A 13,413-nucleotide genomic window follows, 5' to 3' on the forward strand; every position below is an offset into this window, starting at 1 on the left:
CCGCGCGCGGGTGTTTCCTGGTAGATCGCTCGACGATCCCGACGCCTCGGAGGGCCCGCCCTTCGGGGCGTCTCCCATTTGGGGCCTCACCATGTGGATATCTTCGGGATTGCTTGGGGCCATCTGGTGAAGAAGTGCCATGCAGATCGCGCAGCAGCGTCGTGGACGTTCGAACCAACCGATGGAACCGGCCCCTGTCGCGGGCCGCGTCCCTCCGCATGACCTCGACGCCGAGGCCGCGGTGCTCTCGGCGGTGCTCCTCGAGCGTGATGCGCTCGATCGAGTCCTCGAGATCCTGAAGCCGGAACATTTCTACAGCGACGCGAACAAGCGCATCTTCGAGGCAGCGACGGCGCTCGCGCTCTCCGGCACGCCGATCGACATCGTCTCCATAGCCTCCTGGCTTCGGGATCGCGAGTGGCTCGCTCAGATCGGCGGCGCCAGTTACCTCGCACAGCTCGCCGATGCGACGCCCGCCGTCGCGCACGTCGCTACGCACGCCAAGGTCGTGTACGAGAAATGGCGGCTGCGGCAGCTCATCGCGACCTGCCAGCGCGTCGCGGCCGAGGGGTACGGCGACGTCGGCACGGTGCAGGAGTTCATCGACGGCGCCGAGCAATCGATCTACGCGCTCGCGCGCACCGCGCAGTCGACGAGCGTGCAGCCGATCGCGCAGGTCCTGAAGGCCGCGTTCGAGCAGATCACGGCCGCGGCCGAGCGCGGTGATCGCATCACGGGCATCTCCACGGGGTACGAGCGACTCGATTCGAAGACCGCCGGCCTCCACGACGGCGATCTCATGATCGTCGCGGCGCGCCCCGGCATGGGCAAGACGTCGTTCGTCCTCAACATCGCCGTGAACGTCGCCTCGCCGCGCACGGTGGCCGCTGGTCCCGGCGAAGAGGACCATGGGTACGAGCGGCAAGAGCCCGGCTACGGCGTCTGCGTGTTCTCGCTCGAAATGCCCCGCGAGCAGCTCGCGAGTCGTATGGTCTGCACCGAGGGCCGCGTCGATCTCGGCAAGCTGCGCCAGGGCTTCTTGCAGCCGGACGACTGGCGCAGGCTCACCGAGAGCGCCTCGTACCTGTCGACGCTCCCGATCTGGGTCGACGACACGTCCGCGCTCACGCTCCTCGAGGTCCGCGCGAAGGTCCGCCGCATCCAGGCCGAGTACAACCGTACGGCCGGGCCGGGGCAGCCCGAGCGGCGCGTGGGGCTCGTCATCATCGACTACCTCCAGCTCATGAAGGGCCGCGACGGCGTGAGCAGCCGCGAGCAGGAGATCAGCGAGATCTCCCGAGGCCTGAAGCAGCTCGCCAAGGAGCTCCGTGTCCCCGTGATCGCGCTCTCGCAGCTCAACCGCTCCGTCGAGACCCGCACGAACAAGGACAACGGCAAGCGTCCTCAGCTCAGCGATCTGCGCGAGTCCGGCGCCATCGAGCGACGCGGACACGATCATGTTCATCTACCGCGACGAGTACTACAACGCGGAGACCACGAACGCGAAGGGCATCGCCGAGATCATCATCGCGAAGCAGCGAAACGGCCCCACGGGCAAGGTGCTCGTGCGCTTCGCGTCGTCGTACACGCGCTTCGACAACCTCGCGCCCGGCGACTACCCCGAGATGGTCGACGACGAGTGACGTCCCAAGATCCGGCGCGTTCGCGCGTCGGAGGCTCATCATGCCGCCCGGCAACAACAGCAAACGCCTCGCCCTCGGAACCCTCCTCCTGCTCGGCCTCGCGACCGGCCTCACCGCCTGCGTCGAGCCGATCCAGAGCGGAGGCGTCGTCATGTACGGCGGCGAAGGCGCGCGTGTCGCCGCGATGTGCCGCTTCCGCCGCGGTGCCGAGGGCAAGGCCGGGTTCTGTGCGCCCGAGCCGGAAGCGCCCGCCGCGGTCACCCTCGCGCGCATCGAAGGGGACAAAAAGCCCTTCGCCGGCGCGCTCGTCGAGGCCAAGGCGGGCGACGTCCTCGTCGACAACGGCGCGATCGCGGCGGTGATCAGCGCCTCGGACGGCGCGCTCGTGGACGCTGCCGATTCCGAGATCCGCGAGGACGCGCTCGGGCGCGTGGGGACGTGCCTCGGCGCGCCGCTCGGCTGCCTGACCGGCGTGACGATGAGCTTCTCGCAAGGGCGTGACGGATCGGCGCAGGTGCTTGCGCGTGGCCACGCCGAGGGGGATCCGCGCGTGACGATCGCCACGCGGTACATGCTCGTCCCGGGCGCGCGCGTGATCCTCGTCTCGACCCTGATCACCTCGAAGGCCGACGAGCCGCTCGTGATCCCGAGCCTCGGAGACGCCGTCCACTGGGGCTCGGCCGAGCCGCTGCCCGCGATCGGCAACGAGCCGGCGCCCGCCGCCGCCGCACCGACCGAAGCCCCGTTCGCTGCTGCACTCGGGTCTTCCGTGGCGTACGCGATCGCGCCCGCCGCCGATCGACCCACGCTCGAGATCGAAAGCGCTGCCGGGGCGACGAGCCTCCGCTTCGGCCGGAACGTCACGCTGCCGCCCGGCGGCTCGGCGCGCTACGAGCGGCTCTTCGTGGTGGCCCCGCGCGGCGACACGCTCGGCGTGGTCACTGAGCTCGCCCTCGTCCGCGAGGCGCGTGTGCCGGGCGCGATCGAGCTGCGTTTCGTGGACGAGGCCGGCAAGCCGCTCCCTCCGCCCGCGGATGCGCGCGTCGAGCTCCTGTCCCCGCGGGATACGCTCGTCCCCTTCCTTCGGATCGGATCTTCCGTTGCGGAAGCCGGCGTCGCCGCAGAGGCGCCTCCGGGCGCGTACGAGCTCGACCTTCGCGGAAAAGGGCTGCGCGCGCTCGCCCGGATCCCGATCGAGGTGAAGTCGGGCGAGGTGACGCAGGCGACGATCACCGTAGGCGCAGAAGCTGCGCCTGTGCCCGCGACGGGCGTGCCCGAGGGCGGTACGCCCGCGCCCTGATCGCCGCGGCTCCCGGGCCCCACCAAAGGAACTGCTGCCCGCGCGCGCCTCCGCCGTGGGTTCGTCCGCACGGACGTGCTACGAAAAAAAAGCGCGTTCCATGGTGGATCGGCTCGGCAGAGAACGGCTCCTCGAACTCACGCTCGCGGGCACGCCCGACAGGGCCCTCGCGTCGCTCGTCGCCGCTTCGCCCGAGGACGCGGCCGACCTCGCCGCGCTGCGTGAAGACCTCGCGCGCCTCGGGCACGCCGCGCCGCCCGTCGAGCTGCCGAAGCGCCTGCGCGAGCGCCTCCTCGCGACGCGCCCGCGGCCACGTGGACCCAGGCGGCCCGTGCTCGTGGTCCTCGACATGATCAACGACTACCTCACGCCTGGCCGCCCGCTCGAGGTCCCGCGCGCGCGCGACGTGGTCCCGGCGGTGAAGGAGCGCATCACGTGGGCGCACGAGAAACACGTCCCCGTGATCTACGTGTGCGACGCGCACGAGCCTGACGATGAGGACTTCCGCGACTGGCCGCGCCACGCCGTCACCGGCACCGAGGGCGCCGACGTGTGGCCCGCGATTGCGCCTTCGCCCGGCGATCACCTCGTGCACAAGCGGACGTACAGCGCCTTCACGGGCAGCTCTTTCGGGCCGCTGCTCGACGAGCTCCACGCCGATCAGATCATCCTCACGGGCTGCGCCACCGAGATCGGCATGTTCGCCACCGCGAAGGACGCGCTCGAGCGAGGGTTCGTCGTGACGATCCCGCCCGACTGCCAGGCGGGCATGAGCCCCGTGGCCGAGCACGTCGCGCTCGTGACCCTCGCCGCCCTCGTGCCCTTCGAGCCGCGTTACCTCCGCGCTGCGCCTTGAAGAACCTGCGCGCCGCGTGCGAAGCGGCTCGCCTTGCTCCATGATCGCCGCGCCTGTGATCCGCACCGAGCTCCTGCCCTTCGACCCGCCTGCCGTCGCGCGCGCGGCCGCGCTCCTCCGCGGCAAGCGCCTCGTCGCCTTTCCGACCGAGACCGTCTACGGGCTTGGCGCGCGCGCCGACGAACCGATCGCCGTGCGTCGCATCTTCGAAGCAAAGGGTCGTCCCGCGACGAACCCGCTCATCGTGCACGTCGCCAGCGTCGCCGAGGCGCGCGCGCTCGCGCTCGACTTCCCGCCTGCTGCCGAGCGCCTCGCCGAGCTCTTCTGGCCTGGCCCGCTCACGCTCGTCGTCACGCGTCGTCCCGGCGCCGTCTCCGACGAGGTCGCGGCTGGCGGACCGACCGTCGCGATTCGCGTGCCTGCCGCGCCTGTCGCGCGCGCGCTCCTCGAAGCGTGCCGTTTGCCCATCGCGGCGCCGAGCGCCAACCGCACGACCTCGCTCTCGCCCACGACGGCCGAGCACGTCCTGAAATCCCTCGGCGGGCGCATCCCGCTCGTGCTCGACGGTGGCCCTTGCCGGCACGGCATCGAGTCCACGATCGTCGACGTCTCTCGCAGTCCTGCTGTTCTTTTACGCCCGGGCGCCGTCTCCCTCGACGAACTGCGCCGCCACGTCGACGTCGTCGATCCCGGCGTGATCACCGTCCCTCTCGACGAACGCGCGCCTTCGCCGGGCACCTCCGCGCGCCACTACGCGCCACGCGCCACGCTCGTCGTCGTACCTGCCGACGAGGCGCGCGTCGAGCTCGCGAGACGCCGCGCTGCGGGCCTCGTCACCGGCGCTGCCTTGCGTGCGCCCGGCGCCGCCGTGGATCCTCCCGTCGAGATCTTGCCTGCGGACCCCGAGGGGTACGCGGCTGCGCTTTATGCGGCGCTCCATCGCCTCGACGACGCGGGCTGCGACAGCGTCGTGGTCGAAGCACCTCCGGCGGGCTCTGCGTGGGCTGCCGTCCACGATCGCCTGCGTCGCGCCTCTTCTGCTTGAGCGCGGGAATTGCTGACGCCCCCTCGCGGGTTGTGGCAAAACGGGAGAGCCAGCTCTTGGGATGACGAAGCTCGTGGTTCGTTCGGATCAAAAGAAGAAGCGCCCCGCGCGTACGACGCGTGGTTCGCTCCGGTCCACGCTCCCGGCGATTGGCATCGCGGCGCTCGTGGTCGCGGCCGCGACGTCGACCCACGCGGGGCCGCTCCTCGATCAGCCGCCTAAGCTCTACACCTTCAAGCTCGACGACCCGTCCGCGCCGCGCCTCGGCCTCTTGCGCGCGTACCTCAACGCCGAGGTCGAGAGCCCCGGCCCGCTGCGTCGCTACATCTGGGGACCCTTCGGCCAGTGGCGGAACGAGCCGTGGTTGCAGCTCGCGTGGCGCCACGCGCAAGCGGAAGGCGATGCCGCGGACGAACCTCACGCGTCGCACGACGACCTTCACGCGTTCGGATCGAGCCGCGTTCGTCTGCTCGACGACGCGTCCGCGAGCTTCGCGGCGCTTCAGGTGTTCCGCGTGGCCTCCGAGGGCTCGGGGATCCTGCGCATCGAGCCCGACGTCCTGCCGTCCTGGTCGTGGAACGGCCTCGACCCCGCGCGCGCACCTGCGCTGCTCGCCTCGACCGGCCCGAGCTTCGCTTCGAACGGCTTCGACTCGCTCTGGGCGGCGCCGCCAAAGCCCGTGCGTGACTGGCGTTGCCGTCGTCGCCCCGTGACGTTCGTTCGCGGCTCCGGCGAGCGTGACGTCTTCCCGCTCGTGCGTTGTGATGGCTCCGTCGCGCCCGAGGCGCTCGATCGCCTCTCGATCATGATGCGCCCGGCCGACGTCGCGCGCCCCGCCGATCTCCTCCCTGACGAGCCCGATCCCGAGGCCGTGCGCAAAGGCGAGTGGATCTCCGACGTGCGCCTCGTGCACCCGCGTTTGCTCTGGGCGCTGCAGCGCATCGCCGACTCGTTCCCGTGGCGGCCGATCTACATCTACAGCGGCTATCGCCCCGGCGCGAAGGTTGCGGGCACGAGCCACCAGAGCATGCACGCGGCTGCGCGCGCCGCGGACATCCAGGTCCACGGCATCCCGAACGCCACGATCTTCCAGCTCTGTCGCGCCCTCGACGACGTCGGTTGCGGCTTCTATCCGAACAGCAAATTCGTCCATGTCGACGTGCGCAGGCCTGGCACGGGACACGCGCTCTGGATCGACGCGTCCGGCCCCTCCGAGCCCCCGCAGTACGTCGATTCGTGGCCGGGCGTGCTCGAGAAGGGCGGCATGGCCTGGGCGCCCGCGCATGCCACGCCTGGTGTCGTGGAGTGGTCTTCCCGCCTGCCGTCCGGGGCAAGCATGCCTGCGCCGCCGCGGTACGGCGGGCCGCCGTAGCGCGCCTCGCGCGCCCACGCGCGAGCCACCACGCGAAGAATTCGTTACGATCCTCTTCGTGCGCGCTTTGCTTCGTTGGCTCTTGCTCGGCGGCGTGCCTCTCGGCGTCGCCCTCGCGCCGCTCGCGTGTGACGACAGCGGCTACCCTCAGATCATCGTTCGTCCGGGGGATCCCGGCGACGGCGGTCCCTCCTTCGACGCCACCTGGCCCGACGCCTTCCCCGACGGCGACGCCGGTGATCCCGATGCGCCGGACGCCCCTTCCACACCCGTCTGGATCGGCCTCACGCCGAACCCCGTGGGGGATGGAGCGCCGAAGCCCGGCGACGTCATCGCTGCGCGCCTCGGGGCGCTCGCGCTCGGCGCGCGGGCCACGATGCTCCGGCGCACGCCGACGGAACTCGCCACGGACGAAGCCTCGCAGGCGCTTGCCGAGGAGGCTGCCTTCTTCAACAGCCGCGGCGTCGTCCTCGGCTTCTCCCTCGTCATCCTCGATCGCGCTGTCGCGTTTCTCCCGCCCGAGCTCGCGGAGAAACCGTGGAACGCGCCCGAGGTCCTCGCCTTCACGCATGCCTCGATCGACGCGGCGTTCGCGGCGCTCGGCGGTGCGGCGCGGTTCGTCGTGCTCGGCCGTGACGTCGACGTCCGCCTCGCCGCACACCCCAACGAACGCGCGGCCTTCGAGCTCTTCGCGAGCGACGTCCTCGACTACGTCCGCGCGCATCCGCTCGCCGCGCCGGGTGTACGCGCGGGCGTGGGCTTCTCGTTCGAGGGCGTGGCTGCTCCGGATCCCTCGTTCTTACCGCTCCTCGATACGAGCGACGTCGCGGTCGCTTCGTACCTGCCCGGTCTCGGCGCCGTCGAGGCGGGACGTGCGAGCGACATCTCCGTGCATGCCGACACGATCCTCGCGCATGCGGCGGACAAGGAGATCGTGCTCGAATCCGTCGGGTCTCCGAGCTCGTCCGTCGTCGGGGGATCGGACGACAAGCAGGCGCTTTTCCTCGAGACGTTCTTCGGCGCGCTCGCGCCGCGACGGGAGCGCTTCGTCTTCGTCAACGTCGAGGCGCTGCACGATCTCGGTCCTGTCCGGTGCGGAGAGCGCGTGTCCGTCTTGGGCGAGCCTGTGGATGGAGCGTACGCAGCCTATGCATGCTCGCTCGGCCTCTTCACGGAGCAGGGTCAGGAAAAGCCTTCCTGGAAGGCATTCTTGAACGGCGCGGCCGCGTTCGCGTCACCGTGATCCGTGATGTAAGGTATCCACATGGGCGACGCGCAAAGTCTGGTGGGCAAGATCGCTGCGATGCAGGACTACGCCCTGTATCGGGACCTGTCTTGGGAAGGGAGCTTCGAGGAGTACCTGGGGCTCATTCGCAAGCAGCCGCAAGTCACGCGCAACGCGTTCCAGCGTGCGTACGACATGATCATCCGGTACGGGACGGAGGAGTACACCGACAACAAGAAGAAGCTCGTCCGGTACAACTTCTTCAAGGACGAGCTGAACAGCGGCCAGGACGCCATCTACGGCCTCGACATCCCGCTCATGCGCCTCGTCCACGTGCTCAAGGCGGCGGCGGAAGGGTATGGCCCCGAGAAGCGCGTCATCTTGCTCCACGGCCCTGTTGGCTCCTCGAAGTCGACGATCGCGCGCCTCATGAAGAAGGGCATCGAGCACTACTCGATGTCGACGGACGGAGCGCTCTACACGTTCGACTGGGTGAACCTCGACGGCGTCGGCATGGCGGGCCCCGAGAGCGGCCGCTTCAAGTGTCCCATGCACGAGGAGCCCTTGCGCCTCATCCCGCCGACGTGGCGTGACCGCGCGATCAAGGAGCTCGAGCTCTCGAACCCCACCTTCCACGTGCGCGTCGACGGCGACCTCGATCCGGCGTGCCGCTTCATCTTCAACAAGCTGATGGAGCGGTACGGCGGCGACTGGGGCAAGGTCATGCAGCACATCCGCGTGCGGCGCCTCGTGCTCAGCGAGAAGGACCGCATCGGCATCGGCACCTTCCAGCCGAAGGACGAGAAGAACCAGGACTCGACCGAGCTCACGGGCGACATCAACTACCGCAAGATCGCCGAGTACGGCTCCGACTCCGACCCGCGCGCGTTCAACTTCGACGGCGAGTTCAACATCTCGAACCGCGGCGTCGTCGAGTTCATCGAGGTCCTGAAGCTCGACGTCGCGTTCCTCTACGACCTGCTCGGCGCGTCGCAGGAGCACAAGATCAAGCCGAAGAAGTTCGCGCAGACGGACATCGACGAGGTCATCCTCGGCCACACGAACGAGGCCGAGTACAAGAAGCTCCTCTCGAACGAGTTCATGGAGGCCCTGCGCGACCGCACGATCAAGATCGACATCCCGTACATCACGAAGGTGTCGGAGGAGATCCGGATCTACGAGAAGGACTTCAACCGCGACAAGATCCGCGGCAAGCACATCGCCCCGCACACGCTGGAAGTCGCGGCGATGTGGGCCGTGCTCACGCGGCTCGAGGATCCGAAGAAGCACAACCTCTCGCTCGTGCAGAAGATGAAGCTCTACGACGGCAAGGTCCTGCCGGGCTATACGCAGGACACCGTGAAGGAGCTGCGCAAGGAGGCGCCGCGCGAGGGCATGGAGGGCATCAGCCCGCGTTACGTGCAGGACAAGATCTCGAACGCGCTCGTCAACGACATCGGAGAGGGCACGATCAACCCGTTCATGGTGCTCTCCGAGCTCGAGAAGGGCCTGCGCCACCACTCGCTCATCTCGAGCGACGAGCAGCGCAAGCGTTACGGCGAGTGCATCGGCATGGTGAAGCGCGAGTACGAGGAGATCGTCAAGAACGAGGTCCAGCGCGCCATCAGCGCCGACGAGGACGCGATCCAGAAGCTCGCGGCGAACTACATCGACTCGATCAAGGCCTACACCCTGAAGGAGAAGGTCAAGGATCGGTTCACCCGCGAAGACGTCGAGCCGGACGAGCGGCTCATGCGGTCGATCGAGGAGAAGATCGACATCCCCGAGAACCGCAAGGACGACTTCCGCCGCGAGATCATGAATTACATCGGCGCGCTCGCGGTCGACGGCAAGAAGTTCGAGTGGCACACGAACGACCGCCTGCGCCGCGCGCTCGAGCTCAAGCTCTTCGAGGATCAGAAGGACGCGATCAAGCTCCAGACCCTCGTCTCCAGCGTCATCGACAAGGAGACCCAGGAGAAGATCGACATCATCAAGACGCGGATGATCAAATACTTCGGGTACAACGAGGTCTCCGCGCGCGACGTCCTCGACTACGTCGCCAGCATCTACGCCCGCGGCGATACGAAGTAGCCAGCCCTCTCGAGCGCGTCCCCAGGCTCCCCGCTCCCACCGAGCGGGGAGCTTTTTTTATTTTGCCGCGGTGCGCCGTGCCCCCGGCCCCGCGCGCGAATACACGTGAACCGTCGCAAATTGCGTCGCTGCGCAGCCGCCTTCGCGCTACGCAAAACCCATTTCGCGCCTATTTTCGCGGATCTCCCCATTGGGTCCTGGTCTTTCCCGGGGTATAGATCGGTCATGCGACGCCTCGGCGCGCTCCTTGGTTCGTCCCTCCTCTTGGTGTTTTCCGCCGGCTGCGGCGGATACCTCGGCAGCGCCCAGCGCGCCTACCAGGACGGTCGCTACCTCGAAGCGGCCGAGAAGCTCGGGGATCACGAGGACGAAGTCGCCAAGCTCTCGCCGCGCAAGCAGGTGAGCTACGGGCTGTATATGGGGCTGTCCCTGATGAAGCTCGGGGACCACGACGGCGCCGAGCGCTGGCTCGGGTTTGCCGAGCAGGTCGAAGCCCAGCGGCCCGGGACCTTGCGGCCTGACGAGAAACGCGAGCTCGAGGCCGCCCGCGGGCAGCTCGCCGGCATCGAGGAGAAGGCCAAGGCGGCGGGCGAGGAGCCCACCCAGGACGGGACCTTTCTTCAGACGGTCCGGCAGACCGAGCCTGCGCCCTAGGACGCGCCTTAGGACGCGTCTCTTTCGAGCTTCGCGCGCAGCCGCGACACGCTCTGCTCCAGCGACGAAACGACCCGCCGGAGGTCGCGCACCTCGTCCGAGGTCGCCAGGCCCATCGACTTCGCGAACGCTTCTTTTTGCTCCGTCGTGAACGTCGAGACACGCCCGGGCATGCTCATCGCCGTCATCACGAGCTTCATGAAGCGCTCGTCCTGCATGAGCTTCGCCACCTGCGGGCTCGCCGCGAACTTCATTCCCTCGGAGACGATCCGATCCTTGATGGACATGGACGGAGCCTAGCAGACCCGGGCAAGCCGAGGGTGCAGCGTAGGCGGCCTCCTGTCCCCCGTCCCCTGATAAAACGTGGGTTCGATTTGCGTTTGTTATTACGTTTGTCAGAGTCCTGCAGAGCCATTTCGCGCCGGATTTTTCCCGCGCGTGGGCTCGGGGAGGGGAGCGAATGCACTCGAACGGCCTCGCCAATGGCTGCGTGCCGGGCGTTCACGAATCCGACGACGATCCGCCGTCGACCCAGCCCAGGACCAAGCGCTCTGCCGAGGCGTCGCCTGATTCTACGGTCCTGCTTTGCGTCCAGGTCATGCCTTCAGACGCCCGCATTTTCCTCGACGATACGTTGATCTCGGTCGGGCCGCATCGCGGGCGCATTCCGTGCGAGCTTCGCTGGCGCGTCCTGCGCGCCGTGGCGCCCGGGTATGTCTCGTGGGCCGAGGTCATCATGCCCGTCACCGACATCACCGTGGCTGTGGCTCTCGGGCGCAAGGCGCAATCGACGCCGCCGCCGCCGCGCCCGATCCGCGTCGTCCTCCGCCAGCCGGAGGAGCCCACGCCGGATTCGTCGCCCCCGTCCTCCACCGATCCGCTGGCGATCACCGTCGGCTGGTGAATTCGGCCTTTGCGCTCGGGGGCTCGGCTCGCAGGCCGCGCCGGGCCCCCGAGCGTTGTATTCTTTCGGTACGATTCTTCAATGGTCGACGCGCGCGCCGAGCCACCGCGAGAGCAGCGGCCATACCGTGTGCGTCGAGCGGCTGCCCATGATCAGATCGATGTGACCTTGCGGGAAGACGCGGTACGTCTTGTCCCCCGATCGGCTCGATCGATAGGCCGGCTCGACCGACGCGGGCGGCGCGAGGTCGTCGCTCTCGCCCGCGACCACGAGAAGCGGCACGTCCATCGCCTCGAACCCCTCGACGAACCCGGACAATCCGCCGAGCCGGTGCCCGCTTTGCCGCGCCTCCGCCGCCGCGAGGAACATGTTCCGGAGCACCGTGATGCTCCCGCTATCCATCGCCAGCGACATGTGCTGCGAGAGCACCACGGGCTCCATCGATCCGGGACGGAAGCCGCGGATCGGCAGTGGAAACACGGGACTTTCGACGAGCACGCGCGCGAGCCGGACGACCTCGCCGATGGCGCGCAGCCCGAGCGCCCCGTGGCCGAACGACATCCGCCGGTCCACGGCGAGCAGCAGGTGGCCGGCCAGCGTGAGCGGCAGCGAGCCGCGCGTGAAATGGTAGGGACTGCCGAGCGTCACCACGCCGGCCACCGCGCCGTGGGCGAGCGGCGCCGCCGCGTAACTGACGAGCCCGCCGAGCGAGTGTCCCACGAGGAAAACGGGCTGCGGCCCGGCCAGCCGTTGCACCTCTTCGAGCGCCCAGGGGACGTCCTGCTTGACGAACTCGCTCACGTCGGTGGGCCGCCGCGCGCCGAGGTGTCGGGAACGGCCGTGGCCGCGCAGGTCCAGGTTGAAGACGTCGAAGCCCTCGCGGGCCAGGTAGTTCGACAGGCTCCGGGCGGGCAGGTGCCAGGCGTACCGATTTTGCCCGTAGCCGTGAATGAGCAGCACGCTCCCCCGCGTCCCGCCGAGCTCCGCCGAGCGTTTTCTCACCATCGCCAGCGGAATTCCATCCTCGGCTCCGCCGCCCCGCACGACGCACAGCTCCTTGACGAAACGCCCGCGCGCGTCGCGATCGATCGCTTGTTCGACCCGGAGTTGGTGCAGGATCATCGGTGCCCTCCGATTACCTACAAGAATGCGCCGAGCATGCAACGCGCCGAGCACTTCCCGGACATTGAGGCCGCGCGCGCGCCGTCGTTTCCAAGGAAAACCGGGAAGCCGCGCGGGTGAGGCCCCGAAATGGATGGCACGTGGGTCTTGTTGGGTTGGGAAGATCACGTCGCCGCGCATGTCGGTGGGGTTGGGGTGTTGCGGGGGGCTTTCAAGACGGGCGGGCTCGTGTACTGTCTCGGGCGTCCTTCTCTCTTCGAGCACACCGACGAAAGAGCGCCCCATGTCCCGCATGGCCCTGCTTACCCGCTTTGCCCTCTTGACCCTCGGCGCGTCCCTCTTCGTGGCCCGCACCGCGTATGCGCAGCCCTCCGAGGACGGGTTCGACAAGGACGCCGAAGATACGATGGCCGGAAAGGCGAACGACAAGGAGGAGGCGGCGGCCGGCGACAAGATGCCGGGCGAGAAGGAGAAAAAGAAGGAGGACAGCGGCGACGTCGGGATCTGGGACACGAAAGAGGATCCCACGAAGGCGTACCGTTACGTCGGCCTCCGGTACCGCCACGCCATCATCCCGAAGGCGATCCTGAACCTCTTCACGGACGGCGGCGCCACGGTCGGGGTGCCGATGGGGGGCCTCGAGTTCGGCACGCGACGTGACCGCCTCGAATACATTTTCTCGCTCTCGTACGCCGACTACTCGAAGGGCGAGATGCTCTTCAAAGGCAAGGGCCAGCCGGTCACGGCGTACGAGCGCGTGCAGAGCGATCTCGCCGTCATTTACGGCAAGGTCGAGATCCTCTACGAGGTGCCGCTCGACAGCCGCAGCCGCTTCTCGTTGCTCTTCGGCGGCGGCGTGGGCATCGGCGGCGTCATCGGCGACCTCCATCGGCGGCAGGTCTACCCGGGCTCGGGCAGTGATCCCGCGGTGCCCTCGCAGTGGAACGACTGCACGGCCTTTGGCGAGCCGAACGCCACCTACTGCGACGTCGACAACGGCCACTTCGGCGACTACGCCGAGCCGAGCTGGGCGAGCGGCGGATCGAAGCCGTTCATTTTCCCGTGGATCGCGGTGCCGCAGGTGAGCTTCCGCTACAAGCCCATCAAGATGCTCCAGGCACGCGCGGACGTGGGCTTCGCCATTAGCTCGGGCGTCTACTTCGGCGCCAGCATCGACTACATCCTCTGAACGAAGAGG

At 68.5% G+C, this 13,413-nt stretch carries 11 protein-coding genes and 1 pseudogene; 10 read left to right on the forward strand and 2 right to left on the reverse strand.

The window, feature by feature from the left end:
- Positions 1 to 181: 181 nt before the first annotated feature.
- From dnaB to POL67_RS11210, 8 genes and pseudogenes are all read left to right on the forward strand, one after another.
- Positions 182 to 1,643: pseudogene (dnaB, locus tag POL67_RS11170) on the forward strand (replicative DNA helicase).
- A gap of 40 nt (positions 1,644 to 1,683) precedes the next feature.
- The gene (locus tag POL67_RS11180) at positions 1,684 to 2,943 is read left to right on the forward strand and encodes a hypothetical protein (protein WP_271931065.1); all 1,260 of its coding nucleotides are present in this window, start codon (positions 1,684 to 1,686) and stop codon (positions 2,941 to 2,943) included.
- A 100-nt stretch (positions 2,944 to 3,043) separates the two neighbouring features.
- On the forward strand, positions 3,044 to 3,799 hold the full coding sequence (locus POL67_RS11185) for an isochorismatase family protein (protein WP_271917232.1): 756 nt from the start codon (positions 3,044 to 3,046) through the stop codon (positions 3,797 to 3,799).
- 40 nt (positions 3,800 to 3,839) lie between these two features.
- On the forward strand, positions 3,840 to 4,844 hold the full coding sequence (locus POL67_RS11190; RefSeq protein WP_271917233.1) for an L-threonylcarbamoyladenylate synthase: 1,005 nt from the start codon (positions 3,840 to 3,842) through the stop codon (positions 4,842 to 4,844).
- Between the two features lie 61 nt (positions 4,845 to 4,905).
- Positions 4,906 to 6,216, forward strand: a complete 1,311-nt coding sequence (locus POL67_RS11195; RefSeq protein ID WP_271917234.1) for a YcbK family protein — start codon at positions 4,906 to 4,908, stop codon at positions 6,214 to 6,216.
- A gap of 58 nt (positions 6,217 to 6,274) precedes the next feature.
- Complete coding sequence (locus POL67_RS11200; RefSeq protein ID WP_271917235.1) at positions 6,275 to 7,459, forward strand: hypothetical protein; 1,185 nt, start codon at positions 6,275 to 6,277, stop codon at positions 7,457 to 7,459.
- Between the two features lie 21 nt (positions 7,460 to 7,480).
- The gene (locus POL67_RS11205; protein WP_271917236.1) at positions 7,481 to 9,535 is read left to right on the forward strand and encodes a PrkA family serine protein kinase; all 2,055 of its coding nucleotides are present in this window, start codon (positions 7,481 to 7,483) and stop codon (positions 9,533 to 9,535) included.
- Between the two features lie 225 nt (positions 9,536 to 9,760).
- Positions 9,761 to 10,189 (forward strand): hypothetical protein, encoded by a 429-nt coding sequence (locus tag POL67_RS11210; RefSeq protein WP_271917237.1) that lies wholly within the window; start codon positions 9,761 to 9,763, stop codon positions 10,187 to 10,189.
- Between the two features lie 8 nt (positions 10,190 to 10,197).
- Here the strand turns inward: POL67_RS11210 and POL67_RS11215 are convergent, their stop codons facing one another.
- The gene (locus POL67_RS11215) at positions 10,198 to 10,476 is read right to left on the reverse strand and encodes a hypothetical protein (protein ID WP_271917239.1); all 279 of its coding nucleotides are present in this window, start codon (positions 10,474 to 10,476) and stop codon (positions 10,198 to 10,200) included.
- A gap of 173 nt (positions 10,477 to 10,649) precedes the next feature.
- On the opposite strand from POL67_RS11215, the gene POL67_RS11220 reads away from it, so the two are divergent.
- Positions 10,650 to 11,093, forward strand: a complete 444-nt coding sequence (locus tag POL67_RS11220; RefSeq protein ID WP_271917240.1) for a hypothetical protein — start codon at positions 10,650 to 10,652, stop codon at positions 11,091 to 11,093.
- Positions 11,094 to 11,171: 78 nt separating this feature from the next.
- Here POL67_RS11220 and POL67_RS11225 read toward each other — a convergent pair whose 3' ends face one another.
- Positions 11,172 to 12,215, reverse strand: a complete 1,044-nt coding sequence (locus tag POL67_RS11225; RefSeq protein WP_271917242.1) for an alpha/beta hydrolase — start codon at positions 12,213 to 12,215, stop codon at positions 11,172 to 11,174.
- Between the two features lie 283 nt (positions 12,216 to 12,498).
- Between POL67_RS11225 and POL67_RS11230 the strand changes: the two genes are divergently transcribed.
- Positions 12,499 to 13,404 (forward strand): hypothetical protein, encoded by a 906-nt coding sequence (locus POL67_RS11230; protein ID WP_271917243.1) that lies wholly within the window; start codon positions 12,499 to 12,501, stop codon positions 13,402 to 13,404.
- Positions 13,405 to 13,413: the final 9 nt, after the last annotated feature.

This window comes from Polyangium mundeleinium (assembly GCF_028369105.1).
Taxonomy (GTDB): domain Bacteria; phylum Myxococcota_A; class Polyangia; order Polyangiales; family Polyangiaceae; genus Polyangium; species Polyangium mundeleinium.

Coding starts and splice junctions, on each gene's coding strand:
- POL67_RS11215 (WP_271917239.1), bottom strand. CDS start 10,476: ATGTCCATCAAGGATCGGATCGTCTCCGAGGGAATGAAGTTCGCGGCG.
- POL67_RS11185 (WP_271917232.1), top strand. CDS start 3,044: ATGGTGGATCGGCTCGGCAGAGAACGGCTCCTCGAACTCACGCTCGCG.
- POL67_RS11180 (WP_271931065.1), top strand. CDS start 1,684: ATGCCGCCCGGCAACAACAGCAAACGCCTCGCCCTCGGAACCCTCCTC.
- POL67_RS11195 (WP_271917234.1), top strand. CDS start 4,906: ATGACGAAGCTCGTGGTTCGTTCGGATCAAAAGAAGAAGCGCCCCGCG.
- POL67_RS11190 (WP_271917233.1), top strand. CDS start 3,840: ATGATCGCCGCGCCTGTGATCCGCACCGAGCTCCTGCCCTTCGACCCG.
- POL67_RS11225 (WP_271917242.1), bottom strand. CDS start 12,215: ATGATCCTGCACCAACTCCGGGTCGAACAAGCGATCGATCGCGACGCG.
- POL67_RS11205 (WP_271917236.1), top strand. CDS start 7,481: ATGGGCGACGCGCAAAGTCTGGTGGGCAAGATCGCTGCGATGCAGGAC.
- POL67_RS11210 (WP_271917237.1), top strand. CDS start 9,761: ATGCGACGCCTCGGCGCGCTCCTTGGTTCGTCCCTCCTCTTGGTGTTT.
- POL67_RS11220 (WP_271917240.1), top strand. CDS start 10,650: ATGCACTCGAACGGCCTCGCCAATGGCTGCGTGCCGGGCGTTCACGAA.
- POL67_RS11230 (WP_271917243.1), top strand. CDS start 12,499: ATGTCCCGCATGGCCCTGCTTACCCGCTTTGCCCTCTTGACCCTCGGC.